The 24,420-nt window shown below is 61.0% G+C and carries 32 protein-coding genes; 4 read left to right on the top strand and 28 right to left on the bottom strand.

Translation table 11 applies throughout. The features are described 5' to 3' along the window. Positions 1-73 precede the first annotated feature (73 nt). Positions 74-853 (bottom strand): ferredoxin-NADP reductase, encoded by a 780-nt coding sequence (gene fpr / locus J3P94_RS06710; RefSeq protein WP_003198368.1) that lies wholly within the window; start codon positions 851-853, stop codon positions 74-76. Positions 854-975: 122 nt separating this feature from the next. Between fpr and J3P94_RS06705 the strand changes: the two genes are divergently transcribed. After that, positions 976-1,902 carry a LysR family transcriptional regulator gene (locus J3P94_RS06705; RefSeq protein ID WP_181289263.1) on the top strand — a complete coding sequence of 309 codons (927 nt, stop codon included), beginning with the start codon at positions 976-978 and terminating at the stop codon, positions 1,900-1,902. Positions 1,903-1,905: 3 nt separating this feature from the next. On the opposite strand, the gene J3P94_RS06700 is transcribed toward J3P94_RS06705, so the two are convergent. From J3P94_RS06700 to J3P94_RS06690, 3 genes are all read right to left on the bottom strand, one after another. Continuing rightward, a complete protein-coding gene (locus tag J3P94_RS06700) occupies positions 1,906-2,268 on the bottom strand; it encodes a diacylglycerol kinase (protein WP_305499171.1) in 363 nt (120 codons plus the stop codon). 70 nt (positions 2,269-2,338) lie between these two features. Beyond that, the gene (gene erdR, locus J3P94_RS06695) at positions 2,339-2,992 is read right to left on the bottom strand and encodes a response regulator transcription factor ErdR (RefSeq protein ID WP_434572193.1); all 654 of its coding nucleotides are present in this window, start codon (positions 2,990-2,992) and stop codon (positions 2,339-2,341) included. Between the two features lie 212 nt (positions 2,993-3,204). Then, the gene (locus J3P94_RS06690; protein ID WP_434572191.1) at positions 3,205-3,951 is read right to left on the bottom strand and encodes a tRNA-uridine aminocarboxypropyltransferase; all 747 of its coding nucleotides are present in this window, start codon (positions 3,949-3,951) and stop codon (positions 3,205-3,207) included. Positions 3,952-4,134: 183 nt separating this feature from the next. Here J3P94_RS06690 and J3P94_RS06685 point away from each other — a divergent pair, with 183 nt between their 5' ends. After that, the gene (locus tag J3P94_RS06685; RefSeq protein WP_305499165.1) at positions 4,135-4,557 is read left to right on the top strand and encodes a quorum-sensing-regulated virulence factor family protein; all 423 of its coding nucleotides are present in this window, start codon (positions 4,135-4,137) and stop codon (positions 4,555-4,557) included. Here the strand turns inward: J3P94_RS06685 and J3P94_RS06680 are convergent, their stop codons facing one another. Further along, positions 4,558-4,752 carry a hypothetical protein gene (locus J3P94_RS06680; protein ID WP_305499163.1) on the bottom strand — a complete coding sequence of 65 codons (195 nt, stop codon included), beginning with the start codon at positions 4,750-4,752 and terminating at the stop codon, positions 4,558-4,560. Positions 4,753-5,042: 290 nt separating this feature from the next. Between J3P94_RS06680 and J3P94_RS06675 the strand changes: the two genes are divergently transcribed. Together J3P94_RS06675 and J3P94_RS06670 are read left to right on the top strand one after the other, a co-directional pair. Beyond that, on the top strand, positions 5,043-5,228 hold the full coding sequence (locus J3P94_RS06675; RefSeq protein ID WP_434572189.1) for a hypothetical protein: 186 nt from the start codon (positions 5,043-5,045) through the stop codon (positions 5,226-5,228). A gap of 98 nt (positions 5,229-5,326) precedes the next feature. Next, positions 5,327-6,445, top strand: coding sequence for a TIGR00730 family Rossman fold protein (locus J3P94_RS06670; RefSeq protein ID WP_434572187.1), 1,119 nt, complete (start codon positions 5,327-5,329; stop codon positions 6,443-6,445). A gap of 43 nt (positions 6,446-6,488) precedes the next feature. On the opposite strand, the gene recX is transcribed toward J3P94_RS06670, so the two are convergent. From recX to J3P94_RS06555, 23 genes are all read right to left on the bottom strand, one after another. Further along, positions 6,489-6,956, bottom strand: coding sequence for a recombination regulator RecX (gene recX, locus J3P94_RS06665; protein WP_434572185.1), 468 nt, complete (start codon positions 6,954-6,956; stop codon positions 6,489-6,491). A gap of 8 nt (positions 6,957-6,964) precedes the next feature. Next, positions 6,965-8,017, bottom strand: a complete 1,053-nt coding sequence (gene recA / locus J3P94_RS06660) for a recombinase RecA (RefSeq protein WP_079303629.1) — start codon at positions 8,015-8,017, stop codon at positions 6,965-6,967. Between the two features lie 83 nt (positions 8,018-8,100). Beyond that, the gene (locus tag J3P94_RS06655) at positions 8,101-8,601 is read right to left on the bottom strand and encodes a CinA family protein (RefSeq protein WP_434572183.1); all 501 of its coding nucleotides are present in this window, start codon (positions 8,599-8,601) and stop codon (positions 8,101-8,103) included. Positions 8,602-8,672: 71 nt separating this feature from the next. After that, positions 8,673-9,209, bottom strand: coding sequence for a lysis protein (locus J3P94_RS06650; RefSeq protein ID WP_434572182.1), 537 nt, complete (start codon positions 9,207-9,209; stop codon positions 8,673-8,675). Beyond that, positions 9,191-9,754, bottom strand: coding sequence for a glycoside hydrolase family 19 protein (locus tag J3P94_RS06645; RefSeq protein ID WP_434572180.1), 564 nt, complete (start codon positions 9,752-9,754; stop codon positions 9,191-9,193). Before J3P94_RS06645 ends, J3P94_RS06650 begins: the two co-directional genes overlap by 19 nt. A 24-nt stretch (positions 9,755-9,778) precedes the next feature. Then, positions 9,779-10,210: a phage tail assembly chaperone gene (locus J3P94_RS06640; RefSeq protein ID WP_434572179.1), complete on the bottom strand. Its 432-nt coding sequence runs from the start codon at positions 10,208-10,210 to the stop codon at positions 9,779-9,781. A 15-nt stretch (positions 10,211-10,225) separates the two neighbouring features. Further along, entirely contained in the window at positions 10,226-11,137 is a 912-nt protein-coding gene (locus tag J3P94_RS06635; RefSeq protein ID WP_434572177.1) for a gp53-like domain-containing protein, read from the bottom strand. A gap of 108 nt (positions 11,138-11,245) precedes the next feature. Further along, a complete protein-coding gene (locus J3P94_RS06630; RefSeq protein ID WP_434572175.1) occupies positions 11,246-11,806 on the bottom strand; it encodes a tail fiber assembly protein in 561 nt (186 codons plus the stop codon). A gap of 7 nt (positions 11,807-11,813) precedes the next feature. Next, the gene (locus J3P94_RS06625) at positions 11,814-12,908 is read right to left on the bottom strand and encodes a phage tail protein (protein ID WP_434572173.1); all 1,095 of its coding nucleotides are present in this window, start codon (positions 12,906-12,908) and stop codon (positions 11,814-11,816) included. Between the two features lie 27 nt (positions 12,909-12,935). After that, positions 12,936-13,445: a phage tail protein gene (locus J3P94_RS06620; protein ID WP_434572172.1), complete on the bottom strand. Its 510-nt coding sequence runs from the start codon at positions 13,443-13,445 to the stop codon at positions 12,936-12,938. Next, positions 13,442-14,593 carry a phage tail protein gene (locus tag J3P94_RS06615; protein ID WP_434572171.1) on the bottom strand — a complete coding sequence of 384 codons (1,152 nt, stop codon included), beginning with the start codon at positions 14,591-14,593 and terminating at the stop codon, positions 13,442-13,444. Before J3P94_RS06615 ends, J3P94_RS06620 begins: the two co-directional genes overlap by 4 nt. Positions 14,594-14,604: 11 nt before the next feature. After that, positions 14,605-15,204: a YmfQ family protein gene (locus J3P94_RS06610; protein WP_434572170.1), complete on the bottom strand. Its 600-nt coding sequence runs from the start codon at positions 15,202-15,204 to the stop codon at positions 14,605-14,607. Further along, a complete protein-coding gene (locus J3P94_RS06605; RefSeq protein WP_434572169.1) occupies positions 15,192-16,232 on the bottom strand; it encodes a baseplate J/gp47 family protein in 1,041 nt (346 codons plus the stop codon). The genes J3P94_RS06610 and J3P94_RS06605 overlap by 13 nt, the downstream gene beginning before the upstream one ends. Then, entirely contained in the window at positions 16,222-16,620 is a 399-nt protein-coding gene (locus J3P94_RS06600) for a phage GP46 family protein (protein WP_434572167.1), read from the bottom strand. The genes J3P94_RS06605 and J3P94_RS06600 overlap by 11 nt, the downstream gene beginning before the upstream one ends. Next, on the bottom strand, positions 16,620-17,129 hold the full coding sequence (locus J3P94_RS06595; RefSeq protein WP_434572165.1) for a phage baseplate assembly protein V: 510 nt from the start codon (positions 17,127-17,129) through the stop codon (positions 16,620-16,622). The genes J3P94_RS06600 and J3P94_RS06595 overlap by 1 nt, the downstream gene beginning before the upstream one ends. 164 nt (positions 17,130-17,293) lie before the next feature. Next, entirely contained in the window at positions 17,294-18,334 is a 1,041-nt protein-coding gene (locus tag J3P94_RS06590; RefSeq protein ID WP_434572164.1) for a phage baseplate assembly protein, read from the bottom strand. Positions 18,335-18,337: 3 nt separating this feature from the next. Then, positions 18,338-19,576 carry a DNA circularization protein gene (locus J3P94_RS06585; RefSeq protein WP_434572163.1) on the bottom strand — a complete coding sequence of 413 codons (1,239 nt, stop codon included), beginning with the start codon at positions 19,574-19,576 and terminating at the stop codon, positions 18,338-18,340. After that, positions 19,563-21,137 carry a phage tail protein gene (locus J3P94_RS06580; RefSeq protein WP_434572161.1) on the bottom strand — a complete coding sequence of 525 codons (1,575 nt, stop codon included), beginning with the start codon at positions 21,135-21,137 and terminating at the stop codon, positions 19,563-19,565. The genes J3P94_RS06585 and J3P94_RS06580 overlap by 14 nt, the downstream gene beginning before the upstream one ends. Before the next feature lie 127 nt (positions 21,138-21,264). Further along, on the bottom strand, positions 21,265-21,561 hold the full coding sequence (locus J3P94_RS06575) for a phage tail assembly protein (protein WP_434572159.1): 297 nt from the start codon (positions 21,559-21,561) through the stop codon (positions 21,265-21,267). Next, the gene (locus J3P94_RS06570) at positions 21,558-21,905 is read right to left on the bottom strand and encodes a phage tail tube protein (RefSeq protein ID WP_024780162.1); all 348 of its coding nucleotides are present in this window, start codon (positions 21,903-21,905) and stop codon (positions 21,558-21,560) included. The genes J3P94_RS06575 and J3P94_RS06570 overlap by 4 nt, the downstream gene beginning before the upstream one ends. Positions 21,906-21,971: 66 nt before the next feature. Next, a complete protein-coding gene (locus J3P94_RS06565; protein WP_434572157.1) occupies positions 21,972-23,468 on the bottom strand; it encodes a phage tail sheath subtilisin-like domain-containing protein in 1,497 nt (498 codons plus the stop codon). Next, the gene (locus tag J3P94_RS06560; protein WP_434572155.1) at positions 23,468-23,650 is read right to left on the bottom strand and encodes a DUF2635 domain-containing protein; all 183 of its coding nucleotides are present in this window, start codon (positions 23,648-23,650) and stop codon (positions 23,468-23,470) included. Before J3P94_RS06560 ends, J3P94_RS06565 begins: the two co-directional genes overlap by 1 nt. Beyond that, positions 23,647-24,231 (bottom strand): phage tail terminator protein, encoded by a 585-nt coding sequence (locus J3P94_RS06555; RefSeq protein ID WP_434572154.1) that lies wholly within the window; start codon positions 24,229-24,231, stop codon positions 23,647-23,649. The genes J3P94_RS06560 and J3P94_RS06555 overlap by 4 nt, the downstream gene beginning before the upstream one ends. Positions 24,232-24,420: the final 189 nt, after the last annotated feature.

The following is a 24,420-nucleotide window of genomic DNA, read 5'->3' as shown; positions in this document are numbered from 1 at the left end:
AAACCCTGTGGGAGCGAGCTTGCTCCGGGCGGCGATCCGACGATGGCGATCTATCAGCCACCACAAATTCAACTTACTTTTCTACAAACGCCCGCTCGATCAGGTAATCACCCGGCTCACGCATACGCGGCGAAACGGTCAGGCCGAAGCTGTTGAGCACTTCGCTGGTCTCGTCGAGCATGCTTGGGCTGCCGCACAACATGGCGCGGTCGTCCTGCGGGTTGATCGGTGGCAGGCCGATGTCGCGGAACAGCTTGCCGCTGCGCATCAGGTCGGTCAGGCGGCCTTCGTTCTCGAAGGGCTCGCGGGTCACGGTCGGGTAGTAGATCAGCTTTTCGCGGAGCGCCTCGCCGAAGAATTCGTTCTGTGGCAGATGCTCGGTAATGAATTCGCGGTACGCGACTTCATTGACGTAACGCACGCCGTGGCACAGGATCACTTTCTCGAAACGCTCGTAGGTTTCCGGATCCTGGATCACGCTCATGAATGGCGCCAGCCCGGTGCCGGTGCTGAGCAGATACAGATGCTTGCCAGGCTTTAGGTCGTCGAGCACCAGCGTGCCGGTAGGCTTCTTGCTGATGATGATCTCGTCGCCTTCCTTCAGGTGCTGCAGCTGGGAAGTCAGCGGACCGTCGGGAACCTTGATGCTGAAAAACTCGAGATGCTCTTCCCAATTCGGGCTGGCAATTGAGTAAGCGCGCATAAGCGGGCGGCCGTTGGGCTGCTGCAGGCCGATCATCACGAACTGACCGTTCTCAAAGCGCAGGCCCGGATCGCGGGTGCACTTGAAGCTGAACAGAGTGTCGTTCCAGTGATGAACACTGAGGACACGCTCGTGGTTCATGTTGCTCATGTACGGGGGACTCCTGGAAATGATGCCTGCGCCGATAATCTGCGCAATTGCATCGCATTCTAATGGCGGCGACAATATCTGTTAAATGGATTATTAAGATAAGGGTTATCGGTTATATCGATATGCGATTTACTCTACGTCAACTTCAAGTCTTCGTCGCCGTCGCCCAGCAGGAAAGCGTGTCCCGTGCTGCGGGCCTGCTCAACCTGTCGCAGTCGGCCGCCAGCACTTCCATCACCGAATTGGAGCGCCAGTCCAGCTGCCAACTCTTCGACCGCGCCGGCAAACGCCTGAGCCTCAACGCCCTCGGCAAGCAACTGCTACCCCAAGCGGTGGCGTTGCTGGACCAGGCCAAGGAGATCGAAGACCTGCTCAACGGCAAGTCCGGCTTCGGTTCACTGGCGGTCGGCGCCACCCTGACCATTGGCAATTACCTGGCGACCCTGTTGATCGGCGGCTTCATGCAGCGCCATCCGGAAAGCCAGGTGAAGCTGCATGTGCAAAACACTGCCAACATCGTGCACCAGGTTGCTCACTATGAAATTGATCTGGGTCTGATCGAAGGCGACTGCAGCCACCCGGACATCGAGGTGCAGAGCTGGGTCGAGGATGAATTGGTGGTGTTCTGCGCGCCCCAGCATCCGTTGGCCAAACGCGGCCAGGCGACTATGGAGGAGTTGACCCGCGAAGCCTGGATCCTGCGTGAACAGGGTTCCGGCACTCGCCTGACCTTCGACCAGGCCATGCGTCACCACCGTAGCGCGTTGAATATCCGCCTGGAGCTGGAACACACCGAAGCGATCAAGCGCGCCGTGGAGTCCGGCCTGGGGATAGGCTGTATCTCGCGCCTGGCCCTGCGTGACGCTTTTCGCCGCGGCAGCCTGGTGGCCGTGGAAACCCCGGACATGGATCTGGCGCGGCAATTTTATTTCATCTGGCACAAACAGAAATACCAGACGTCGGCCATGCGTGAGTTTCTTGATCTGTGCCGGGCGTTCACCGCCGGGGTGCAGCGTAGCGACGAGATCGTCCTGCCCGCCATCGCCTGAAACTCAGAGCAGTATCAGGCCCCACACCAGGGCAATCATCGTCAGGGCGACCAACTGGGCGGCGCTGCCCATGTCCTTGGCGTTTTTCGACAGTGGGTGCAGCTCCAGGGAAATGCGGTCGATGGCCGCTTCTACCGCCGAGTTCAGCAACTCCACGATCAGAGCCAGCAGGCACACCGCAATCAGCAAGGCCTGCTCGACGCGGCTGACGTTAAGGAAGAACGACAGCGGAATCAGGATGACATTGAGCAGCACCAATTGACGGAAAGCGGCTTCGCCAACGAACGCCGCACGCAGGCCGTCCAGGGAATAGCCGGAGGCATTGAGGATGCGTTTCAGGCCGGTTTGGCCTTTAAAAGGTGACATAAGGTAGGCACTGATCGAAAGGAATGGAGAAGCTAATGGAACCGCAGTCAAAAAAGCGTGAATTCAGACACTACGACTGCGGCGAAATTGACTCGAGTTGTTGCAGCAACAAGGCCGCCTGCGTTCGGGTGCGCACGTTGAGTTTACGAAAGATCGCCGTAACGTGGGCCTTGATAGTCGCCTCGGACACATTCAGCTCATAGGCAATCTGCTTGTTCAGCAGGCCTTCGCAGACCATGGTCAGCACCCGGAATTGCTGCGGCGTGAGGCTGGCCAGCCCTTCGCTGGCGGCCTTGGCTTCCGCGGAAACACTCACCGCTTCGAACGCCTGGGGCGGCCAGGATACATCGCCATCGAGGACGGCCTTCACCGCTCTTTGAATCATTTCCATGGAGCTGGATTTGGGAATGAACCCGCTGGCGCCGAACTCGCGGGCCTTGACCATCACCGAGGCCTCTTCCTGGGCCGAGACCATCACCACCGGAATCTGCGGGTATTGCCCACGCAACAGCACCAGGCCAGAAAACCCATACGCACCGGGCATGTTCAGATCCAGCAGCACCAGGTCCCAGTCGGCCTTTTCAGCCAATCGGGTTTCCAGTTCCGCGATGCTGGCCACCTCCGTCAATCGGACAGCCGGGCCAAGGCCCAGGGTCACTGCCTGATGCAACGCGCTGCGAAAGAGCGGGTGGTCATCGGCAATCAGGATTTCGTATGTGGCCATTTTTCCAATGATCCTGTTTTTAGTGGCAGGCCCGATGCATTCGCGCCTCGCCGAACAACTCAAGACACCGCCATGCAGCGGTATCAACAGGGGGCACGTTCAACGCCAATCACAGCGTTCAAACTCCAGCCGCACCCTGGTCGGCGCCAAGCATGCCCAGCGAAGCCGGGGTGGTCAAGCAGCACGGTCACGGCCTTATCCAGTATGGGCCACTACTCGGCCAACAGCGCAGGAGCCGCGCGAACGAAGGGCTGCAGCTCGGCATGGGCCGGCGTGGACTCGTTCACCTCCTGCTGGCGCTTGGCGCCGAGGTAATGCTGGCTGAACACATCGAAATAGGCGTCAAGGGCCGACGCCGCGTCGCTGTCCCCCGCCAGTTCCAGGCACAGCGCCGCCACTTCGGCGGTACACAGGTGTTCGCTGCGGGTCGAGCGACGCAAGCGATAGCGAGACAACTTGTCGGGCAACAGGCTCAGGATGGGCAATCGGTCGAAATACGGGCTTTTGCGAAACATCTTGCGCGCTTCCGTCCAGGTCGCGTCCAGCAGAATGAACAACGGACGCTTGCCCTGATCGAGCGCCACCGTGTGGGTGACACGGGACGGTTCGACATACTCGCCTGGAAACACCAGATAAGGCTGCCATTGCGGGTCATTCAGCAAAGCCAGCAATTGCCCGTCGACATCGGTACGCGACCAGATGAAGGCATGGTTGTCGCGCACCACATCGGCGATCAGCCAACCGGTATTGCTAGGCTTGAAGACTTCTTTGTTGGTCATGATCAGGCAGACCCCGGAACGGGTCTCGACGCTCGGGCGCCAGGCACACAGGCAATGGGTTTCAATCACCCGACACGCGCTACAACGAGGCGCGCGCCAGCCACGGGCCTGGAGCGGCTTGATGCCTTCGTCGACGCGCTGGTCGCGCAGGCGGGCTACGGCGTTGGGGGCATGGATCATAGCGGGCGACGCCCACGGACAAGAGAACTCGACACGAACAACACTCGGCAGGACAACAAAGCCCGGCAGTCTACCAGAGCGCGCAAGCCTGTACCGTCTACCCGGGCTCCCCTATAATCGCCGCCACTGAACGCACAGTCACGTGACCGGTCGAACCCCCTGTCACTGAACCAGGAGAGTTTCATGCTGCGCCTTATCGTCCCTACCGTTGCCGTTCTGCTGGCGACGTCCATCAGCGCTCAGGCCGCGTCGCTGAAAGAACTCGAACTGAACAAGATGCTGCAGAACGTGGCCACGCAAAGCAGCGTCGGCACTCCGCGCGCCATCAACGAAGACATTCTCGACCAGGGTTATACCGTCGAAGGCACCGAGCTGATCAACCATCTCAGCGTGCAAAGCAGCCACGCCCAGAAAATGCGCGCCGACCCCAAGGCGGTCTACTTCCAGCTGGGCTCCACGGTGTGCACCAATCCAGGCTTTCGCAAGCTGATGGCCAAGGGCGCAACCATGCGTTACGAATTCACCGAAGTTAAGACCAATCGTCCGGTCGCCACCGAACGCTTCCAGGAATCGGACTGCCCGAAACCGGCCAAGACCAAGAAATAATCAACCCGAGCTGGCGCGCCGCTGCTCATCGTCGGCGCGCAGTTCCGCCACCAGCGCCTGCAAATAGCGCGAGCGCCATTCCCTGCCCTCCAGCCGACGGCAGCACTCCTCTTCAAGGCTCACCTGATTGGCCTGAGCCGCTTCCAACAGCATCAGGTACAACTGCTTGTCGAGCTCCAGAGTTACCCTGGTCATTTGTCCCGCCTCCCTGCCCCGAAATGCTTAACTCCCCAGCGTGGACGCCCAACCCTGAACGTCGAATAACGTCGGCACGCTTGTTATTGAGTAAATCAGAGCGGGACGTAGCCAGTCGGTGAACTGACGAGCGGCGCATTAACCACTATCAGAGCTGGAGCGCCGGACGGCTTCGCGAGCAGGCTCGCTCCCACAGGAATTTTGGCGAACGCATACCTGATGTTCACTGAAGATAAATTGTGGGAGCGAGCCTGCTCGCGATGACGGGTTCCAACAAGGCCAGGTGACGGTTGCAAACCGTCATCTGCGAGCGCCATGATCAACAAGAGGCTAGATTCAAAATATCGCCTGTTATCGGGCAGAACGAGGCTGCCCTTGCCAATACCCTGACGCTTGATTTTTTTCATCCAAGGGAAACAGCAGAATCCGTTGGCTGGCTTGATCGCCTTGCTGCAATTTGCGTCGAGCCAGGTTGAATGCCCGGGCATACGCCGGGCTGACGACGGCACAGGAAGTGCCGTGGCCCTGACGAATCTCTCGTTCGGGCCAGGTTCTGTTCAGAAGGAGAAGCTGAATGCCTTACAAACCGAATGACCTGCTCAGTCGGCATTTTGAGAACCATGGCCACGACCTCACCCGCAAGGTCGAAGAGCAACTCAACCTGGTATCACCCAACAGTCCCAATCTCCCCATTTACCGTGACATGATCCTGACCGTGCTGCGCATGGCCCAGGAAGATCACAACCGCTGGAACGCCAAAATCACGCTGCAGGCACTGCGCGAACTGGAACATGCCTTCCGCACGCTCGAACAGTTCAAGGGCCGTCGCAAAGTCACGGTCTTTGGCTCGGCCCGAACGCCCATCGAGCATCCGCTGTATGGCTTGGCGCGAGAACTGGGGGCGGCGCTGGCCCGGTCGGACATGATGGTCATCACCGGCGCAGGCGGAGGCATCATGGCCGCCGCCCATGAAGGCGCAGGCCGCGAGCACAGCCTGGGTTTCAACATCACCCTACCCTTCGAACAACATGCGAACCCGACCGTCGAAGGCACGCAGAACCTCCTCCCGTTCCATTTCTTTTTCACCCGCAAGCTGTTCTTCGTCAAGGAAGCAGACGCGTTAGTGCTCTGCCCAGGTGGTTTCGGCACCCTTGATGAAGCATTGGAAGTCTTGACGCTGGTGCAGACGGGCAAGAGCCCATTGGTACCGATAGTGCTGCTGGATGTGCCGGGAGGTAAATTCTGGCAGAGCGCCCTGGATTTCATCCATGAACAATTGGGAGAAAACCGCTACATCCTGCCCACCGACATGAAGTTGATGCGCCTGGTGTACACCGCCGAGGATGCGGTGGAAGAAATCAATCAGTTCTATCGCAACTTCCATTCCAGCCGCTGGCTCAAGCATCAGTTCGTGATCCGCATGAATCATGCGCTCGCCGAACAGGCGATGCAGCAGATGCAGGTCCAATTTGCCGATCTATGCCTGAACGACTGCTTCCATCAGCATGCCTACAGCGGCGAGGAGCCGGAGGAGGCGCCTTTCAGCCACCTGACGCGCCTGGCGTTCACCTTCAACGCCCGCGATCACGGTCGACTTAGAGAACTGGTGGACTATATCAACCTGCCGGAAAACTGGGCCCAGCCTGCCGCCCAGCCCCACCCGCTGACCTGGGAACCAATCGAGGTGACTTGAGCCCAAAAAAACGGCCCGCTATCGAAATAGCGGGCCGTTTCATCTAGTCATCCATGCTACGACCGCTGAACAGCCGATTGATCATTTCCATGGAGTATCCTCGATACGCCAGGAAACGCCCTTGCCTGGCCCGTTCCTTCGCATCAATGGGCAGATGCCCTGAGAACTTGCGACGCCAGGTATCGATTAACTGTTCCTGCCAATCGATACCGCTTTCACGCAAGGCAAGTTCGATATCCGGTCGTTGCAAGCCACGCTGGCCAAGTTCTTCGCGAATACGCATCGGGCCATAACCAGAGCGGGCGCGATAGGAAACAAAGCTTTCAAGGTAGCGCGACTCCGACAACAGCCCCTCTTCCGTCAAACGGTCGAGGGCCGTGTCGATCAATTCGTCAGGAGCGCCGCGCTGGCGCAGTTTACGCGTCAGCTCGACTCGACCGTGCTCGCGTCTTGCGAGCAGGTCCATCGCGGTTCGCCGCACTGCGACGAGGGTATCGAGTACGGCGGTCATCGGATCGATCAGATATCAGCGTCAGCCAGATCGTCTGCAGTCTCGCGGTTGGCCACGGCCTTGACGTCTGCAACCGGGCTCAACAGTTTGTCGCGCAGTTGCTTCTCGAGAGCTGCCGCGACTTCCGGGTTGTCCGCCAGGAACTTGGCCGAGTTGGCCTTGCCCTGACCGATCTTGGTACCGTTGTAGGCATACCAGGCGCCGGATTTCTCGACGAAACCGTGCAGCACACCCAGGTCGATCATTTCACCGTTGAGGTAGATGCCCTTGCCGTACAGGATCTGGAATTCGGCCTGACGGAACGGCGATGCCACCTTGTTTTTCACGACCTTGACGCGGGTTTCACTGCCGACAACCTCATCACCTTCTTTCACCGCGCCGGTACGACGGATGTCCAGGCGAACCGAGGCGTAGAACTTCAGCGCGTTACCACCGGTGGTGGTTTCAGGACTGCCGAACATCACGCCAATTTTCATGCGGATCTGGTTGATGAAAATCACCAGGCAGTTGGCATTCTTGATGTTACCGGTGATCTTGCGCAGGGCCTGGGACATCAGGCGAGCCTGGAGGCCCACGTGCATGTCACCCATTTCACCTTCGATTTCCGCTTTGGGTACCAGTGCCGCTACGGAGTCGACGATGATCACGTCAACCGCGTTGGAGCGCACCAGCATGTCGGTGATTTCCAGGGCCTGTTCGCCAGTGTCCGGCTGGGAAACCAGCAGGTCATCGACGTTGACGCCCAGCTTGCCGGCGTATTCCGGGTCCAGAGCGTGTTCGGCGTCGACGAAGGCGCAGGTCGCACCGGCTTTTTGAGCCTGGGCGATCACGGACAGGGTCAGCGTGGTTTTACCGGAGGATTCAGGACCGTAGATTTCAACAATACGACCTTTTGGCAAGCCGCCGATGCCAAGCGCGATGTCCAGGCCCAGGGAGCCGGTGGAGATGGAAGGAATAGCCTGGCGGTCCTGATCGCCCATACGCATTACGGCACCCTTGCCGAATTGACGTTCGATCTGACCCAAGGCCGCAGCCAAGGCTTTCTTCTTGTTGTCGTCCATTAAAGTCCTCACGTAATCAATAAGGCCTGACGGCCAACACCTGTATAAGTAGCCAGTATTATTCCACAGCGATTCAGGATCGCCTACCCCTGATTTGAGATTTCTGTGGCGGCATGTTGTAACAGCCCGTCTAGCGCGGCCTTCACCGTTTGTCGGCGGACCTCGTCGCGGTTGCCTGGAAAGAAGCGCTGCTCGCTGAACACCGCCTCGCCAACGCCCCAGGCGAACCATACGGTGCCCACCGGCTTGCTCGGCGAGCCGCCGTCCGGCCCGGCCACGCCGCTGACCGCCACGGCGAAACGCGCCAGGCTTTTCTGCTGGGCGCCCCGCGCCATCGCCTCCACCACCTCGCGGCTGACCGCGCCGACCTTGTCGAACAATTCGGGGGGCACACCCAACTGCTGGGTTTTCTGGCGATTGGAATAGGTGACGTAACCGGCTTCGAACCAGGCCGAACTCCCCGGGATCCGCGTGATCGCCTCGGCAATCCCGCCACCGGTACAGGATTCAGCGGTGGTGACATGGGCATTGAGCACCTGCAAGCGCCTGCCCAACTCAGCGGCCAGTCCGGTAATGTCATCCATGCTGCTCTCCTGATTCGACGCGGTTGGCGCCTACCGTACACCAGCAGCCACAGCTTGCAAGGTCCGGCAGATTACCGGGCCAACGCTCTTACATAGGCCTGGCAGGCCTGCAAGGCGATCAGTCCACGGTCGCCCTCGTCGGTGATGGCGATAATTCGTTGAGCATGCGTCGGGTCAAGTCGGGCGCGTGGGGCGCCATGATCCATGCCGCCGGCGGCGGTGGCGGCATGCACTGCACAACCGGCGGCAACATCGTCGGCGTCGAGGAGGACTGACAGCCGGACATCGGCAGTAGCAAGGCGATCGCGCAGACGATCCTGGTCACGTTGGGCATCGCTCAAGGCTCGGTAGTGGGTTTGTTCGCTGGCGGAGAGTTGTTGTTCCAGGGCGAGGCGTTTGTCCTGCTCGGCCTTTTGCTGCATCGCTGCCGCCTGGGTCATTCGATTGAGCGTCTCGGACTGCGACTGCGCCAGTTGCGCCAGTTGCCTGCCGTACCGCCACTCCTGGAGCCGCCACGCCAACATGGCCGGACCACCGATCAGCAGCGCCACCAATACAACGACACCTAGCGTCCGGCAGGAAAACGGCATCAGGCCGAAGGTTGGCATAACACTTCCCTCGCCCGCGCCCAGAGTTGCAAGCGATCCTGCAAGCCATTCAGGCCACCATTGATGCGGCGGGTAATACGGTTGAACTGGTCACGATCAGCCAGCTCATTCAAACCGTTCTGCGCCCAGAACCAGGCGGCGGATTGCGCCGCCCATTGCGGTTGTTCGAGCAGTTCGGGTAAGGCCAGCAAACGTTCGTCGCCGAACAGCCCCAGGCTGCAACGAAGGTAATTGTCGTGGCCGGTAATCTGGATCAAGCCCCGGCCGCGATACTTTTGTCCGTCACCGTCGGGCTGGGTCGAGTTGCCCAGGCGAACGGCCAGGGCTCCGGTGTCGTATTTGCTCAGGTATTGCTCGCTGCCCAGCTCTCGTACATAACGCAACTGCCCCGATTCGTGACCGACCTGGGCCAGGAATGCGGCGATGCGCTTGGGAGTGTCAATGCGGTAACGAGCCATCGCGGTGTTCAACGCTGGAATAAAAACGCCCGCTTGGGCGCGGGCGTCGGGCATGATCTTGATGAGTTGCTGTTGCGTAAGGTCCATGTTCGGGTCATCGCACATACATGATCAAAGCTGCCCGGCCAGCCAGGACGGCGCGGCCGGACGGTGTTCGGCGGCTGGAAAGTACTCGTCCTGTGGCCATTCCCTCAGGGCCCGGCGATAAGCCTGCAACTGCGTGTACTGCGCCTGGTCCAGCGTCGTGCCGCCGCCATCGTCCATCTCGTCGCGATCGCGCGCTATGAGGCGGTCGGTTGCGGTGAGTTGATCATCGCGCCATTTTTTTTCACTGGCCATTCGCACCGTGGGTTCATCGATGGACAGCTCCAAGAGCACCGGACGGCCTTTGGCGTCCGACTCGATACGTTTGTTCAGGAAAGGAGCGGAAAATAACGCTCCATATTCTTCATCGCTGATCTTGATTGCATCTTCAGGAAGCCTGCCGGAATGATCGATGGAGTTGTAGAACCCGCCAGTGGATTGAGCGTAATAGATCATCATTTAATCATCTCCTGTTCAATAACCTATCGCGCGCCACATCCCGGTCCAACTTGAATAAGCGCCATTATAATCGCGCCCATAAAGCCTGAACTGGCTCAGCGAGCCGGTGGAAACTCCAAAACATGCGCAAGTGGGACCGCCATCCGTCACCACGATGTTTCTAACGGCATTAGGAAAGGACATGGGGAATGTCACAAGAACGCCGTTGGCATCCGCTCCGCTGGAGGCAACGCCCCATTGTTCGATAACATATCCCGTCGGACTTGTTGCATCAGGCGTTCGTTTCCAACCATTGGGTTGCAATGACGAAGCGGACATAGCCGAATATTTCAACGCCACATTACCGCCAACGAGACGCCATTGATTATTTAACTTGATGAATTCCGCCGTTTCGCCGAGGCCGATACTGATGGTTCCTTGAGCACCATTCGAAGCGCACAGCACATCGATAGCGGATGCCGTCGAAACCGTAACGATGCCCGATCCTGCATTGACAATCTTTACAGTCGCGCCCTGTATGATTTCCGCGGTCGCCGGCAGTCTGGCGGTTACCGGTGTATTGCTGGCGAAACTGGCAACTCCGCCAACATCCGATGCTGTTAAAGTGGCACTGCTATTGTAGACATCGAATCTGGAATACTGCACCCCTGTACGGTTTACGTATCCAGTCGTCGCGGCGGCTCTGCTGTTATCGAATTGCGCCGCAGTCAGAAACAGCCCGCTCCCCCGTAAGGCTGTCAGCAGCTGGTTATAGACGACCTCCGACGGAGCTATGCCCGCAGCTTGAATAACATTAAGCAACTCCAGCGTTACACCATTGCCCCAACTGGCGGGAATCAAGGATCCCGGCGTTCCCGCCAAAGGATCCTCATCCACGAACCTGCCGTTCGATAGACCTGCGCTGGGCACACTTTTTGGGTAGTCCACTTTTCACTCCTGATGAGCCAAAGATAAAAACAGGCGAGACAGAGCCTCACCGGCAATATGTGATGGCGCGATTGATTGGGAAAGTTTGAGGGCCTGCTTCCAGGCTGCTTAAAGGGCAGGCTCGGGCAGGACAGGCCAAGTGATAGCGGTTGGAAAACCAGCTTGATGCTGGATGCGATTCAACTCGACGCTATAAAGCTTCCATTCCATCAGGGCCAGTTGTTCCTGATCGCTGGCGTCGCCGATGTCTTCGGCGTACTGAAGCGGGGCTATACGCAACATTGCGTCGCGCAGAAGCGCATCCCGTTGGGCCAGAACCTGGCCAGTGATGTCGCTCAACTGCAAGTCAACGTCGAACTCCCAAGTGTGATTTTTCCAAGTATGGTAATTACCTGGCCATGGCTCAGTTGTGAACGCTTCCGGCAATTCCCCCAGTTCGTTCCAAATCTGCTGGCCGCCGTCTTTCTTGCGGTAGACCAAGCCGCGACGGTCAATAACCTCTCGGGGCACATTGTTCACCAGCGCCCATGTGCGGCCACCTTCCGGAGGGGGTAGCTCAAAGGAAATTGCCACCGCATTACTGGGGATCTGAACGCCAATACCTGGCGTTACGGGAAATTCCACGGGTCCGGACAACGCGCCGGCTTTATCGAAATGATAATAAAACACAGACACCTCAGATGAGTTTGATCCGCGCCGGATAAGCGACATTGCGCGGGCGCGATTTGAATGAGTAGAGCAACGTGTTGGCCGTATCTACCTGGAAACTGGTCCCGGTAGGAAATATCGGACCACCGTTTACAAGGTCTCCGATGATTTTGATTTCCTCACGGGTGTTGGCACCGAATCCGGTAAGGCTATCGGACCATCTTGATCCAACCGCACCAGCCCCTTGACCCCCCAACGCATAGGAGTGAACAGTGCCGGGTTGAAAGCCCCCCATTGCCCGTCCCGGATCCACGGAGCGCCCTTCGTCCAGGATCCGCAAGAATTCACCTCGTCCTTCCGGGGCACGAAAAGTGAGAACGCCATCACCGGAGCTCCATTTGCCTTCACTGCCTTCCCGAGTGGCCTCGGTGCCGAGCATTCCGGACTGTTGGGCGTGATCCCACAGCCAGGGCCACTCAGCACGTTTCATCACCGTGCCGTTTAGCGCACCGTAACCACCCGGGCTGAGTTGGATAGTCGTTTCAAAAAACGGCCGCCCCAAAGCTGTGCTGTCAAACCTTCCCATGGGCCACCAACTGCCGGCACCGTCACTACGTAGATGCCACCAGTCACCACTGCCCATCAGCACGAGAAATGGATAACCGGCGGCCGAAAGATGAGTGTGAAACCTGATCCGATCAGCCCCACCGGCCTGAACCACGAGACGATTGCCACTGTTGTCCAGGCGCCGAATAACCACATCTCGAACACCCAGCGCAGCGTTGGACGAAGGCAACCCGATGGTCGTAGCGCCAGCGTTGGCGTCAATCAATACAAGGCCAAGCTCATTTGCCGTCAGCGTTTTCGACAGGGCCAACCGCGTGATTACCGAACGCATGGGGTTGGTGATACCGATGATCTTCTGAATAGCTTTGAAAAGCTGATTGGTGTCCGCTTCGGAGGGCGCGATATCGGCGCCAGAAATCACACCGAGGATTTCCTGGGTAACGCTGTTTCCCCACACCGCAGGAATCAAGGATCCCGGCGAGCCTTCGACGGGATTTTCATCCACGAACCGACCGTTCACCAGCCCGACGCTGGGAACACTTTTTGGATAATCCATGTCTTGTTTCTCTCTATGAGATGAGGATCACGCCCGAAGGCGTAGCGCGCGGATGGCCGCGAGCGCGTCATCGGCGGCTTGAGTGGCAAGATCCGCTTTGCCCTTGGCTACGTGCGCGCGAATCTGCGCCTTGGCCTTGAGGCGCAACTCGCGAAGCGCCAGCAGGTTCGCTTCGAATTCGGCGGCCTTGGCGAGAATCTGGTCCGCCGCTTGCCTGGCTGTGCGGCCCTTGACGACCCAGGCAGAAACGGAAAGAGGAACGGCTTTTTTTGGATAGCCCTGACCTTGGAACGCCTGCGCCTCACGGGCGGCTTGCTGGTGCTCCAATGCACGTAGCGGATCGCCAGCCAAAGCGCGACGTGCAACGTCGGCGGCGGCATCGATGTTGTCGCACAGGCGTTCGCCTTCCTGCTGTACAAGCACCCCCGCTTTCTCAACATCCCGCACCCAGCTGTCACCGTTCCAGTCATGGGCTGGAGAAGGCCGCGCGGGACGCAGCCCTTCCTCGAACAGATGCAATTCTTGAATGACGTTCATCGAATCAACTCCCAGGAAAAATTAACGTTCACCGCAGCGGAAAAGTTGACTGCAATGCCGTTGGAATAGTCCGATTGCGCAAAGGTCTTGATCCCCATGCTGAATAGCAACTCGTCACTGGCAGCATTTACGGCCCCAAGGGTATGTTCGGCTTGGTATACCTGCCACAGCGAACGCAGCTCTGAGTGGTCGAAACTGGCCGTCAAAGTCGAAACGGTAGTGTCGCCAGCGACGTTGCTGGAAAAAATCAAGGCCGGCGCGCCGGCGGCGGACCAGCCATCCCAATTACTCGACGTCCCCACCGTGGGATTCAACGAGCAGTAGTTACCGCCGAGCCATCCGCCCGGAGCGAAACCAACACTTGTAAGACCAGTGGGATGTGGCGTCGGATTACCCACTATCAAACGTGCCGCCCGGGCGTGAGGATCAAGCGGTAGTGAAACCACGCCGCTGCCGTTGACGGTCTGCGTCCACAGTAACCGGCTGCGGTTGTAGATCAGCCTGACGACAGGTACCGATCCGGGTCCAGCAGTCACTATCCAGGCAATGCAAATGTCTAGCGGTGTCGACTGAAAGCCCCCACCCGCAGCCCCGTTGACGATACCCTTCAGCCCCTCGGGGGCCGAGTCATGAACGGCTCCGCGCTGCGTGTAGAAGGTCAGCGCTCCACCGCTCACCTGCCCTCGCAAGAAGTAGCTAGAGGTCGGCAACAGATCGCCGCTGCTCCATGCCTGAGTAGTAAAGGTATGCACTCTGCCCAGCTGTCCCGGCACCACTTCCTGTCCCAGGCCAATCAATACGCCCGCAGGAATCGAAACGCGTCCGCCACTGGTTGAAACCGCAGAGGGAGTCACCACCAGACGTCCGTCGGTACTGGCCACGGTCGGCATCGGCAGCGAACTGATCGGCAAAGCAGAATCAAGCGTCCACCCCCTGGCCGACACACTGCGAATAGCTTGCAGCAATTGATCATATTTCTGCTCGTCCGGAACCAGCTCGCCCGCCTTGATCACGTTAAGAATTTCTTCCGTCACCCCATTCCCCCAATCCGCCGGAATCAATGATCCCGGCGTCCCGGTCAACGGGTTTTCATCGACGAACTTCCCATTCACCAAGCCGGCGCTGGGTACACTTTTCGGATAATCCATCCGTCTACTCCCTAGTCATAGTTGATGTGAACCTTGGTATGCGCCGGCGCACTGCGGTGAATCAGGCACTCCAGCGCCGACCCCGGATTGACGCCAAAACGTTCGCCCCAATAGCTCGCACCAAAGCGCCGTCCCAGCAGCAGCCGGCCGCCGGTGTTGAGGGTCCACATGAATTGCGCCTGCCACGTCCCGAAGTGCGCTTCGCCGAACCGTGAACGGCCCATGCGCGGCGCCTTGAGTTCGGTAATCGTTGCGTTGGGGTAGCCCTGGCTCTTGGCGATTTCCACGTAATAGGCGATGGCCTGGCTGCCCACCGCCAGCAACCGCCGTCGCACTGCCAGACGGCGATCGTCATACAGCGGCGTGGCGCCAAGGCACGGATCCGGCAGCTCCATCACCCGTTCCCAATCCGGCACCAGCTCGCTGACTCCCGCCGGGTCCATCTCGTTGAGCAGGTCGGCGGCGCGGGCGTCCAGGCGAGCCAGCTCCTGGGCGATGCCTTGCAGCACTTCGTCCAGCTCCGGCACGCGCTCCGGGTCCCACGCCGGGCCGCTGGGCAGCAGGCTGCGCAGTTGGGCCTGGTATTGTTCGGCGGTTCTTATCCCAGCCATGTGCAGCCTCCGAAGGTCAGCAACTGGTTGCTGGCGGCGACGACATCGGCGGCGGGTGCGCTGAGCTTGTGGTCGGTTTCGCCGGTGGCGCTGCTGATCGCTTCGGCGATATGACTCAGCAACAGTGTTTCGCCGAGGCCGGCTTCGCGGTTATGCAGGTCGCGCAGTTGGGCCTCGATGGCGGCGCGCACGGCGCTGGTGTCCGGGGTGATGCGCAGCTTGTAGTTCACCGGCACCTGCGTCGGGGCCAGCACATGCAGTTCGGCGGTCACCGGGCGCAAGGGCTCGATGTAGGCCCGCACTTCCTCCAGTTGCTCGGCGTTGGGGATCGGTTGCGGATCGTCGTCGCGCATCACGAACAGGCCAACGGTCCCCGGCCCCAGGTAACTGCCGCGACACCATGCGCGGGTAACGCCGGGACATTCCAGGGCCCAAGTCTCATAGTCCTGGGCCGAACCGCCGTGAGGGATGACCCGATAGGAACGGATCACCCTCGACCGCAGGGATTCAAGGCTTTCCCGGGCGACACCGCCGGTCAGCCCTGGCGCCAGCACGGTAAAGCTGTTGCCGATGCCCAACAGCGGCTGCACCGGCGTGAGCGCCAGGCCGACATCGGCATTGCCCAGGCTACCGGCCTCCAGCGCCGCAATAGCGACGGTGTTCAGGCCATTGCTGGTGGTTCGCGCGGTGATCACTTTATACGTTCGGCCATCGGGCGCTTGCAGCAGCGTGTCGGCATCCAGCACGGCACCCGCCGTGGCGGTGAAGCTGACGCTGCCGGTGGCCACTTGGGCGGCCTTGCGCGCCTGGTTCAGGCGCAGGGCGGCGATGCGTTCCAGGGTCGATTCATCGGCCTTGTCCGGGAGGATCTGCTCGGCGATCCAATCCAGATAGCCATACAGGCCATAGGCGGCGCCGCCGAGGGTACGCGCCAGGACCTGGGCGTCGGACTGGCGCAGCGAATCGCTGGCCAGGTCGCTTTGGGCGCGCTTGATCAGCACCGGCAGCGAAGGGGTTTCAAACGGCATAGGTCACCTGCCAGCTGTGGTCGGGGTTGATGTCCAGGCGCTCGCCATTGGCCAGGGTCAGGACCGTGCGCAGGTTCAGACGCTGGGCGTCGAGGCGTTCGCTGATAATGTCGATGGCGCTGCAATGACCGTCATCAATGAGCCATTGCAGCGCCTCGCGGGCATAGAATTCGGCGTCGAGTTGGGTCTGGCGGGTCAGCTTAACCCGCCGCAACAGCCACAGCCGTGAGCCGATGCGATCGTCGGCGACCGTGGGAAAGGTGTCGCCCCACCAGCCGAAACGCTCGTCGTCATCGACCGCATCGCCAGCGGCGGCGCGGCGCCAGGTGAACAGGCTGATCAACACCGAGCGTGTCAGCGCGGCGTGCAGGTTCTGGCTGATGAACATCACTGGCCTCCCGCCGGCGCACCGGTCTGGCCGTTGCCGGCCTGTACACCGACGTGCACGTGCTTGATCTGGCTGATGCCGCCGGCGATCTGGTCGCCCTGGGAAACGATCCTGCCGGTGTGGTTGATGACGGGGCTGTCGATGTTCACCGCGCTGCTGGCGCGGATGTTCAGCGTCGCGGTCTCGATGTCGATGACCCGGCCGCGCTTGAAGTGGAGCTTGTCACCTTCATCGGTGTAGAGCGCGACTTCGCCCGGGGCCAGGGCCTTGAGACGAAAGCGTCGATCTGCGACCACCAGCACCACCGCGTGGGAGCGGTCGCCGCCGAGAAAAGTGGCGATGCCCTCGGCGCCGGCCAGCGGGTTGCTGGTGAAGCCATAGGGCTCGAAATGCTCCATGTCGTCGCTCACTTCGCCAGCGGTGAGGCGCATTTGCAGTGATTGCAATTTATTCGCCGAATGGGCGAGCACGACAGTGCCGCGCGCCAGGAGGCGGGTCAGTAGGCTCATTGGGTTTTCCTTCGGAATCGGGTTAACAGCCCCGGGACACTGTGGGAGCGAGCTTGCTCGCGATAGCGGTCTGACATTCGAAACGGATGTTGACTGACACAACGCCATCGCGAGCAAGCTCGCTCCCACAAGGGATTGGTGATCGGGCGGTATCGATGTCGGGCTCAGGCCTTGGGCGGCACCGGGTTGGCGTCGAAGGTATGCGGCGGAGCGACTTGCAAGGTGGTGATCGAACCCTGGGCGGACAGCGAATAGGTCACCTTGGAGATCAGCATGTCGGCGTCAAACCCCAGCACCGGATCGATCACCCGCACCAAGGTGTTGTGCCGCCAGAGATCGCCGTTGGCCTGGCGCCAGCCCTGCACGCGGTAGGTGGTGGTCAGGGCGCGGCCGCTGCGAATCGCGCTTTCCCAGTCGGCTCGTTGCTGGGCCAGCGCCGGGGTCAACTGAGCGCTTTCGCTGATGACGGTCACCCGCTTGCGCTTGAAGCCCAGGTCAGTGGCGGTGCCCGAAACCTCGCTCACCGCCGCCCCGCTCTGCTGGTCATTGCCTTTGTGCTGGCCGATGACCCGGTATTCGGAAAATACCTGGCTGTAGTCCATCGGCGCGTTGCCCGAAAGAATGTTCTTGCCCAGTTCCAACACATCGCTGGCCCGCCCACCACTGCCGGGCTTGGCCAGCAGCACGCGACCCTGCGGGTCATCGGTGGAGAACACTCGGAACAATGTCAGCAAACGGTCGATGGATTGAAACACCGTTTCTCCAGGCACGATGCTGTGCTCGCTCAGGCGCGCGGTTTCCGGGATCTCGCTGACCACCCCCACGGCATAGGGCGATGCCAGCGCCTGGACGATGCTCAGCAATGTTTGCCCGCGCCATTGCGTCGGGCGGTTGATCGCCGCGCAGTCCACCAGGTCCTGGGTCTTGGAGCCGCCTTCGATGCTCAGGCTGATCTGCCGGCCGTCGTAGCTGATGGGCGCCTTGAACACGTAGCCGCTAAGCAGCAGGTCGGCGCCGATGCGCACCTGGCATTCGTCACCGGGACGAATCGGCACCGCCTGGGTCTGCCCCGGCCATTGCCAGGTGATGTCGAGTTTGAAGGTGCGGAACTGGCGCTCCAGGTCCGCACTGATTTCCACGCTTTTCCAGCCGCCGTAATCCAGCCCGCCGACGGTGAGCGTGACAGCGTTGTCGAGCTCTTTCATGGCTCACTCCCCGGAGACTTTCAGGTCGTTGGGCGGCAGGAAGCCAGGATGCGCCACGCCGTTGCGCTGGGTCACCTCGGTCACCCGGGTAGCGTCAGCAAATTGCTGATACGCCACCACCAGCGCCGGCAGGCTTTGCTTGAACGACAGGTTGATCAGCCGGACACCGGACGACGCCACGGCCGTCAAGTGCGCGGCCATTTGCTGACGCAGGTTGTTCATTGCCTGGTAGTGATCCGGAGCGGCCTTGAGGGAAGCCTGCCAGATGGCTTCGTTGAGGGCATCGCGCAAGGCGAGCACGTCATCGGCCACCGGCACGTCTCGGCGCTGGACCGGTTGCACCGCCTGTTGCGCCACCGACGGGGTGGCGTCCAGCTTGACCACCGGCGCCGCCACCGGCATCGCCGCAATCCATTGCGCCGCTTGCACCAGCAAGGTGTCCTGGACCAGATCGGCAACCGCCTGGGCCGCCGCCGTGGTGTCCTTGCCGGTGGTGAGTTTGGGCGCGTCCGCCTGACGGATGGCTTCCACCTGTTGCGACACGCTGGCAATCACGCCGCGATAGCCGTCACGGGCAAAATCCTTCAGCTCCCGGATGTCACCCAGCAATCCCTTGAATTCCGCCGCCACTTCCTTGGGCAGCTCCTTCACCGCCTTGACCAGATCGCTGAGTTGCCGATAGGTCTCGATCAATGGTTTGAGCTCCTGCTCGATGACGCCATAAACCTCCTTGAGGCTGTTGCGCAGATCCGCGATGCCGATCCGCGCCGCCTTGATCAGGCTCATGGCGTCTTCGAAACGCCGCACCGCCGAGCCGAGGAAACTGTCGGCCGAGACCAGCAGCAGTTTCTGGCTGTTGACCGCCGCCGAAGGAAACTGCAGCGGCTGGTCGGGGTAGAACTTCAGGGCAAACGTGACCAGCCCGCCGTCCTGGCGGGTCTGGGTCATGTCGCATTCGCCCACTTTGACCTGCAGGCGCCCCAACCATGGATGCACCAGTTCACCGCTGCCCTGCTCCAAGGCTGCGAGCAGTTTGTCGCGCTGCTCCAGGCAATCGGGGCCGACGATGAACGCCGTCAACTCGTGGATGCGTGCCTGCCGGCCGAGCCCCTCGAAATACGGCAGGTCACGCTGCGGGTACTCATGCAACTGGCCTTTATGACCGATCGGGGTTTTCGCCTGGTCGACCCAGAACCCGACGCCACGAAACGACGCCGGCAACAAACGATCACGCCAGCTCATTGGAACCTCCTGCGGAAAGTGAGCGATAACCGATGCGCGAACTCACCGCCAGGCCCGGTTGATTGGTCTGGGGCGGGTCGGCGCGCAACCCCGCCGGCGCGTTTTCGAAGCGCACCGTCAGGCCGCCTTCCAGTTGCGTGCGGTTGTTGGCGGCGCTTTGTTGCACCAGGGCGCTGGAAGTCTGCGGCAATGCGCCGGGCGTCAAGGACGCTCTGGGCGACGCAGTGGCGGGTGTCGGCGCAAGGCTTGAAGACAGCCCCGAAGGCTGCTCGCTGGCCCCGCCAAAAAACGCCGGTGCCAGCTCACCCTTGCCTTCGGCATTGGTGGCGCGCTGCGCCTCGGCCAATCCCTCGACCTTGCCGGTGAACGAGGCAATCACCTCGCCGAAGCCGCCATTGAAGAACGCCTTGATTGGCGCGATCACGCCCTGCAGCTCGTCCCACCATTGGCTGAACCATTCGCCCACCGGTCCCCACTGCCGGGTCAGGCCCTCGATGGGCGACCAGTCGAACAGGCCGCTGAACACCGCCAGCATGATCGAAACCTGATTGCGAATGCCCTCCCAGATCCCGGCGAAGACTTCGCCGATCGTGCCCCAGTTGGCCATGATCAGCCCCAACGGTGTCCAGTCGAACAGGCCTTTCAGCGCGTCCATCACCGGCACGGTCAAGGCCTTGAGCAAATCCCAGATCGCCGCGAACAACCCGCTCAGGGGCGTCCAGTTGGCAATGATCAACCCCAGGGGCGACCAGGCGAACAGCGTCTGCATGAAACCGATGATCGGCGTCGCCGCCGCCACGATCACATTCCAGAGTGCGCCAAAAAAGCTGCTGATCGGCCCCCAATTGCTGATCACCTGCCCCATCGGGGTAAAGGCGAACAGCGTCTTGAAGAACTCGACCATTGGCAGGACGATCGGCGCCAACCGTTGCCAGAGCCCGGCAAAAAATGCCGAGATCGGTGTCCAGTGGGCAATGATCATCCCTGCCGCCAAGGCGATGCCCATGGCAATCAAGCCGATGGGGTTCATCTTCAAGGCCAGGTTGATCACTTCCATTGCCTGGCTCGCGCCGCTGACTGCCGTCTGGATCGCGTTGAACGCGACGACGCCATTCGCCAGGCCTTGTACCAATTGCGGGTTGTCCTGCAGCACCTGGGCCACGCCGCTGACCATCGGCTGCAAACCGACCGCCACCGCGTTGACCGCAGGCCCCAGCGCCGAGCCGAACTGCACCGACACGTTGCTGATGGAAGTCTTCAATCCCTCCAGGTTCTGTGCCGCTACGCGAGGCGCTTCCGGCGCCTGGACGGCACTGGCCGCCGCGCTCGCTGCGCCAGCTTCGTCCTTGAAGGCCAGCGCCGACTTGAGCCCGTCCATGAACGGTTGGGCCAGACCACCGCTGGGCAGCAGCCCGGACATATCCAGGCTGCCCAGGCCCGTGGCGTCGAGGTTCTGCTTGAAACTCGCGACCTTCGCTCGCAGGCTGGCGAGCTTGGGAGACAGCTCGTCGATACCGGTCAGCAGTAGCGCTTTTTTCTCTACCGTTTGTGTGTCCATCACTGCACCTGCTGCATCGCATTGATCCGTTGCGCGTGCTCCAGGGATTCGCGGAGCACATCCAGTGGCCTGGCCATCATCTGTTCGGGGTCAACCTTCCAGAACCAGGCCAGGTCATAGGTGGCGGTGATCAGGTCGCCGATGGCTGCGACGCCGCACTCATGAAAAAACTCGCGACGGCCCAGCTCAGCGCGTTGAGGTCAGCCAGGTCCAACTGGTTGACCGACGATGGTGGAATACCGGCGCAGACCGCGATGTATCTGGCCGCGACATCCATGTCCAGGCTGACCTCCTCGCTCTTGTCGATCTTGTACGGCAGCGCCTTGATCGCACGGACTTCCTGCACCGTCGGACGGCGCAAGGTCAGTTCGCTCAACGGCTCGCCGTGGGCCTCGATGGCCACGCGCAACGCCACGACATCAGTCATTGCCAGGTCCCCTTGATGCCCTCGAATTTCAGCTCGATGGTGGCGTCGTCACCTTTGGATACCGGCTCTTCCACCAGATACGCGCCAGCCAGCACGTAGACCTTGCCGTTGCTGAACTCGCAGGTGACGGTCATGTCAGTGCCGGCGACCAGCTGCTTGAGCGGGAAGTCGGCGGTGTGCAGCGCGGTGACCTTGAACGACGGCGCGATGTCGGTTTCCTTGTAGAAACCCGGTACGACGGTTTCGCGTTTGGTAAACATCAGTGGCGCTTCGCAGCCGCCGTTGATGGTCAGTTGAGCGCCGTCCACTTTGACGTAGCAGGTGCCCGCAATCAGTTGACCCATGGTGTTTCTCCCTTCAATAAAAAGCCCACGCGAGGTGGGCTGAATTCATGCAACTGAGTGCCACTGTCAGGCAGCGGCGTCGTATTGCAGGCGGAATTGGTTGAGCAGCGCGAACACGCGCAGACCGTTGATGTAGTCCGGCGGGAACAGCACGTTGACCCGGCTCGGGTCCTGGCTGTCGCGTTCGACGATCAAGTGTTCGGCAAACAGCTCGGCATTTTCCACATGGCCTTCCAACTCAAGCTTGGCGTACTGGGCGATCAACTCACCGCGAATGGTGCTCGGGGTGACGATGGGCTGGCCGGCGCCGAAACGGGTGCCGTCGGAGGCCAGTTTGTGGCGACCGTATTTGCTGGTGATCACGCTTTGCAGGCGCCGCACGATGAACGCCGACTGGTGCATGGTTTCGCTGTCCAGGTAGGAGTTGTCCGCCTGGCCGAAGGCATTCTTCTGATAGGTGGTGATGGAACGCTGGATACGAACGTAGCCGCCTTCGTAGTAAGCGGTCGCGATGCCGTAGTTGAGCAACGACTGTCGCTCGGTCAGGGTGAAGCGCTCGCTGGCCGATGCCGGATCGAGCCCCGGCAGGCTGCCGCTTTGGGTCGGGCGGCTGGCGTCGGCGGAAATGAACACCGCAGTGCGCGCGGCCAGCGCAGCGGCCTGTACCCAGAACGGTTGCGGCACGCCCGGCTCCAGGGCCTGGATGGTCATGTGCTGATCGTTGCGGGCCTGGCCGGCGGCGACAAGAGTGCCGAGGGTGCCGCGCTTGGCACTGTAGACGTGACCGAACAACTGCTTGGCCCAAGACCAGCGGCCGGTGCTGTCATCCATGACCGCTTGCCAGGTGTCGAGGCTCGACACATCGGACCAAGGCATGGCAATGAACTCGAACGGCTCATCGCCCAGGGCGGCGACGGCGGCAGTCTGGTCCGGCACACCGGCGCCGCCGGCCATGGCAGTGATGGCCGTGGTCAAGCCGGCCGGGGTGTCTTCGCCGTTGCTCTTGCCCAGGCGATTGAATTGCAGGCTGATGTCATTGCCGCTGGCGCCGGTCCATTTGGCACTGAGGGTCACCACGCCTTCGGCGGCCGCGGCGGTCACCGGCAGGTCGGCGGATGCGTTGATCTTGAGGGTCAGCGCCGTGGCCGCCTGGGCTGCGCTGGCACCTTTGACGACAGCGGCCTGGACACGCACGCCACCTACGTACAGGTTGAGCACGCCGCTCTCCGCAGCGCTGCCGGTCAGCGTCAGCGTACCTTGGGCAATCGCCCCTTCGACGTTATGCAGCGGCAGGCACCAGATCTCACCGATCGGGTCGGTCTTGCGCCAGGTTTCGTACATCGACGCCAGCATCGAGCCTTGCCCGCCAATGCTCTTGGCCAGCGCGACGCTGGACACCAGCACCAGCTTGCCGGCTTCGGCCGGGGCGACGTTGTCGTTGACCTGGGCGACGATCAACCGGCGCATGGCCGACGACGCGCTATTGGCGGCCGAATTGTCCATCTCGGCGTAGAACAGCGGAACACGAATGTCCGCGGGAATGTTGCTAAATCCAATCGCCATTATTTGGCTCCCTTTGGTTTTACCGCTTGCACGGCTTTGGTAGTGATATCGCCATCGGCCAGACGTCGACGCCACCAGGCGTTGTCCGGCACTTCACGGCCTTCGAGGGGCAACAGGTCGCCCGCTTCCGGGTCCGGTACGGCGCGGCCAGGGGCCGGCAGCACGGTGATGCGTTTGCTCATGGGGTTACGTCTCCAGAGAAAGTCAGTTCCAGGCGCCCGTCGGGGCCGGGACGTTTCAGGTTGGGGTCCGCCGGGTCGATGGCATCGACGCGCACGGTGGCCCCGGTAAAGGACGACAAGCCGTCCAGTTCACGCTCATGCCAGCTTTCGGCAGGCTGGCCCGGCAGATTGCGGCCCAGTTGGAATTCGGCGAAAAAGCGCAGCCGGTACAACACGCGACTGCTATTGATGGAAACCAGCTCGCTGCCGTCGTACTCGACGCCGGTGTACTCAGCGCCCGGCTTGAACCCCACCAGCGCGCGCCACACTTCAGCCCGCATGTCGTGCAATAGATCCAGCGCTTTTGTCGCGTCAGTCGCGTCGAGCACCAGCACGGCATCGAAACGATCACGCACCGCTTGCAGCGTGACGTTCTGCGCCGCGTTCTTGCTGGCAACGTCGGCGGTTGCCAGGACATAGGCGCAGGGGGTTTGCAGCGGGGCCTGGGCTTGCAGCGTGGCAAGGTCAAAGCCTGCCGCCACGCGTTGGGCGAGCGTGGGGCATTGCTCACGCAGTTGCGTGAGGATCGGGGTGATCTTCATGGGAGAATTCCAGTGGTATGGAAGGTAGCGTCAGGGAAACCTGTGGGAGCGAGCCTGCTCGGGAAAGCGGTGTATCAGTCGATGGAGATGTTGGATGTCAGAGTGCAATCGCGAGCAAGCTCGCTCCCACAGGGGATAAGTGTCAGGCCCTGGCATCCAGGCAAGTCGCATCGATCTTGCAGCGGCGGC

It is taken from the genome of Pseudomonas sp. Z3-8 (assembly GCF_051131975.1).
Lineage (GTDB): Bacteria > Pseudomonadota > Gammaproteobacteria > Pseudomonadales > Pseudomonadaceae > Aquipseudomonas.
This window is presented reverse-complemented; position numbering and strand designations above follow the sequence as displayed.

Bases quoted from the DNA above. Each gene is read 5' to 3' on its own strand.
- J3P94_RS06670 (WP_434572187.1), top strand. From the start codon at position 5,327: ATGCCTTACAAACCGAATGACCTGCTCAGTCGGCATTTTGAGAACCAT.
- J3P94_RS06625 (WP_434572173.1), bottom strand. From the start codon at position 12,908: ATGGATTATCCAAAAAGTGTTCCCAGCGTCGGGCTGGTGAACGGTCGG.
- J3P94_RS06700 (WP_305499171.1), bottom strand. From the start codon at position 2,268: ATGTCACCTTTTAAAGGCCAAACCGGCCTGAAACGCATCCTCAATGCC.
- J3P94_RS06600 (WP_434572167.1), bottom strand. From the start codon at position 16,620: ATGTTCATCAGCCAGAACCTGCACGCCGCGCTGACACGCTCGGTGTTG.
- J3P94_RS06575 (WP_434572159.1), bottom strand. From the start codon at position 21,561: ATGACTGATGTCGTGGCGTTGCGCGTGGCCATCGAGGCCCACGGCGAG.
- J3P94_RS06595 (WP_434572165.1), bottom strand. From the start codon at position 17,129: ATGAGCCTACTGACCCGCCTCCTGGCGCGCGGCACTGTCGTGCTCGCC.
- erdR (WP_434572193.1), bottom strand. From the start codon at position 2,992: ATGGCCACATACGAAATCCTGATTGCCGATGACCACCCGCTCTTTCGC.
- J3P94_RS06590 (WP_434572164.1), bottom strand. From the start codon at position 18,334: ATGAAAGAGCTCGACAACGCTGTCACGCTCACCGTCGGCGGGCTGGAT.
- J3P94_RS06620 (WP_434572172.1), bottom strand. From the start codon at position 13,445: ATGAACGTCATTCAAGAATTGCATCTGTTCGAGGAAGGGCTGCGTCCC.
- J3P94_RS06560 (WP_434572155.1), bottom strand. From the start codon at position 23,650: ATGAGCAAACGCATCACCGTGCTGCCGGCCCCTGGCCGCGCCGTACCG.
- J3P94_RS06680 (WP_305499163.1), bottom strand. From the start codon at position 4,752: ATGACCAGGGTAACTCTGGAGCTCGACAAGCAGTTGTACCTGATGCTG.
- J3P94_RS06685 (WP_305499165.1), top strand. From the start codon at position 4,135: ATGCTGCGCCTTATCGTCCCTACCGTTGCCGTTCTGCTGGCGACGTCC.
- recA (WP_079303629.1), bottom strand. From the start codon at position 8,017: ATGGACGACAACAAGAAGAAAGCCTTGGCTGCGGCCTTGGGTCAGATC.
- J3P94_RS06610 (WP_434572170.1), bottom strand. From the start codon at position 15,204: ATGGCTGGGATAAGAACCGCCGAACAATACCAGGCCCAACTGCGCAGC.
- recX (WP_434572185.1), bottom strand. From the start codon at position 6,956: ATGACCGCCGTACTCGATACCCTCGTCGCAGTGCGGCGAACCGCGATG.
- J3P94_RS06655 (WP_434572183.1), bottom strand. From the start codon at position 8,601: ATGGATGACATTACCGGACTGGCCGCTGAGTTGGGCAGGCGCTTGCAG.
- fpr (WP_003198368.1), bottom strand. From the start codon at position 853: ATGAGCAACATGAACCACGAGCGTGTCCTCAGTGTTCATCACTGGAAC.
- J3P94_RS06640 (WP_434572179.1), bottom strand. From the start codon at position 10,210: ATGATGATCTATTACGCTCAATCCACTGGCGGGTTCTACAACTCCATC.
- J3P94_RS06570 (WP_024780162.1), bottom strand. From the start codon at position 21,905: ATGGGTCAACTGATTGCGGGCACCTGCTACGTCAAAGTGGACGGCGCT.
- J3P94_RS06690 (WP_434572191.1), bottom strand. From the start codon at position 3,951: ATGATCCATGCCCCCAACGCCGTAGCCCGCCTGCGCGACCAGCGCGTC.
- J3P94_RS06705 (WP_181289263.1), top strand. From the start codon at position 976: ATGCGATTTACTCTACGTCAACTTCAAGTCTTCGTCGCCGTCGCCCAG.
- J3P94_RS06605 (WP_434572169.1), bottom strand. From the start codon at position 16,232: ATGCCGTTTGAAACCCCTTCGCTGCCGGTGCTGATCAAGCGCGCCCAA.
- J3P94_RS06585 (WP_434572163.1), bottom strand. From the start codon at position 19,576: ATGAGCTGGCGTGATCGTTTGTTGCCGGCGTCGTTTCGTGGCGTCGGG.
- J3P94_RS06645 (WP_434572180.1), bottom strand. From the start codon at position 9,754: ATGGACCTTACGCAACAGCAACTCATCAAGATCATGCCCGACGCCCGC.
- J3P94_RS06565 (WP_434572157.1), bottom strand. From the start codon at position 23,468: ATGGCGATTGGATTTAGCAACATTCCCGCGGACATTCGTGTTCCGCTG.
- J3P94_RS06615 (WP_434572171.1), bottom strand. From the start codon at position 14,593: ATGGATTATCCGAAAAGTGTACCCAGCGCCGGCTTGGTGAATGGGAAG.
- J3P94_RS06650 (WP_434572182.1), bottom strand. From the start codon at position 9,209: ATGCCAACCTTCGGCCTGATGCCGTTTTCCTGCCGGACGCTAGGTGTC.
- J3P94_RS06555 (WP_434572154.1), bottom strand. From the start codon at position 24,231: ATGAAGATCACCCCGATCCTCACGCAACTGCGTGAGCAATGCCCCACG.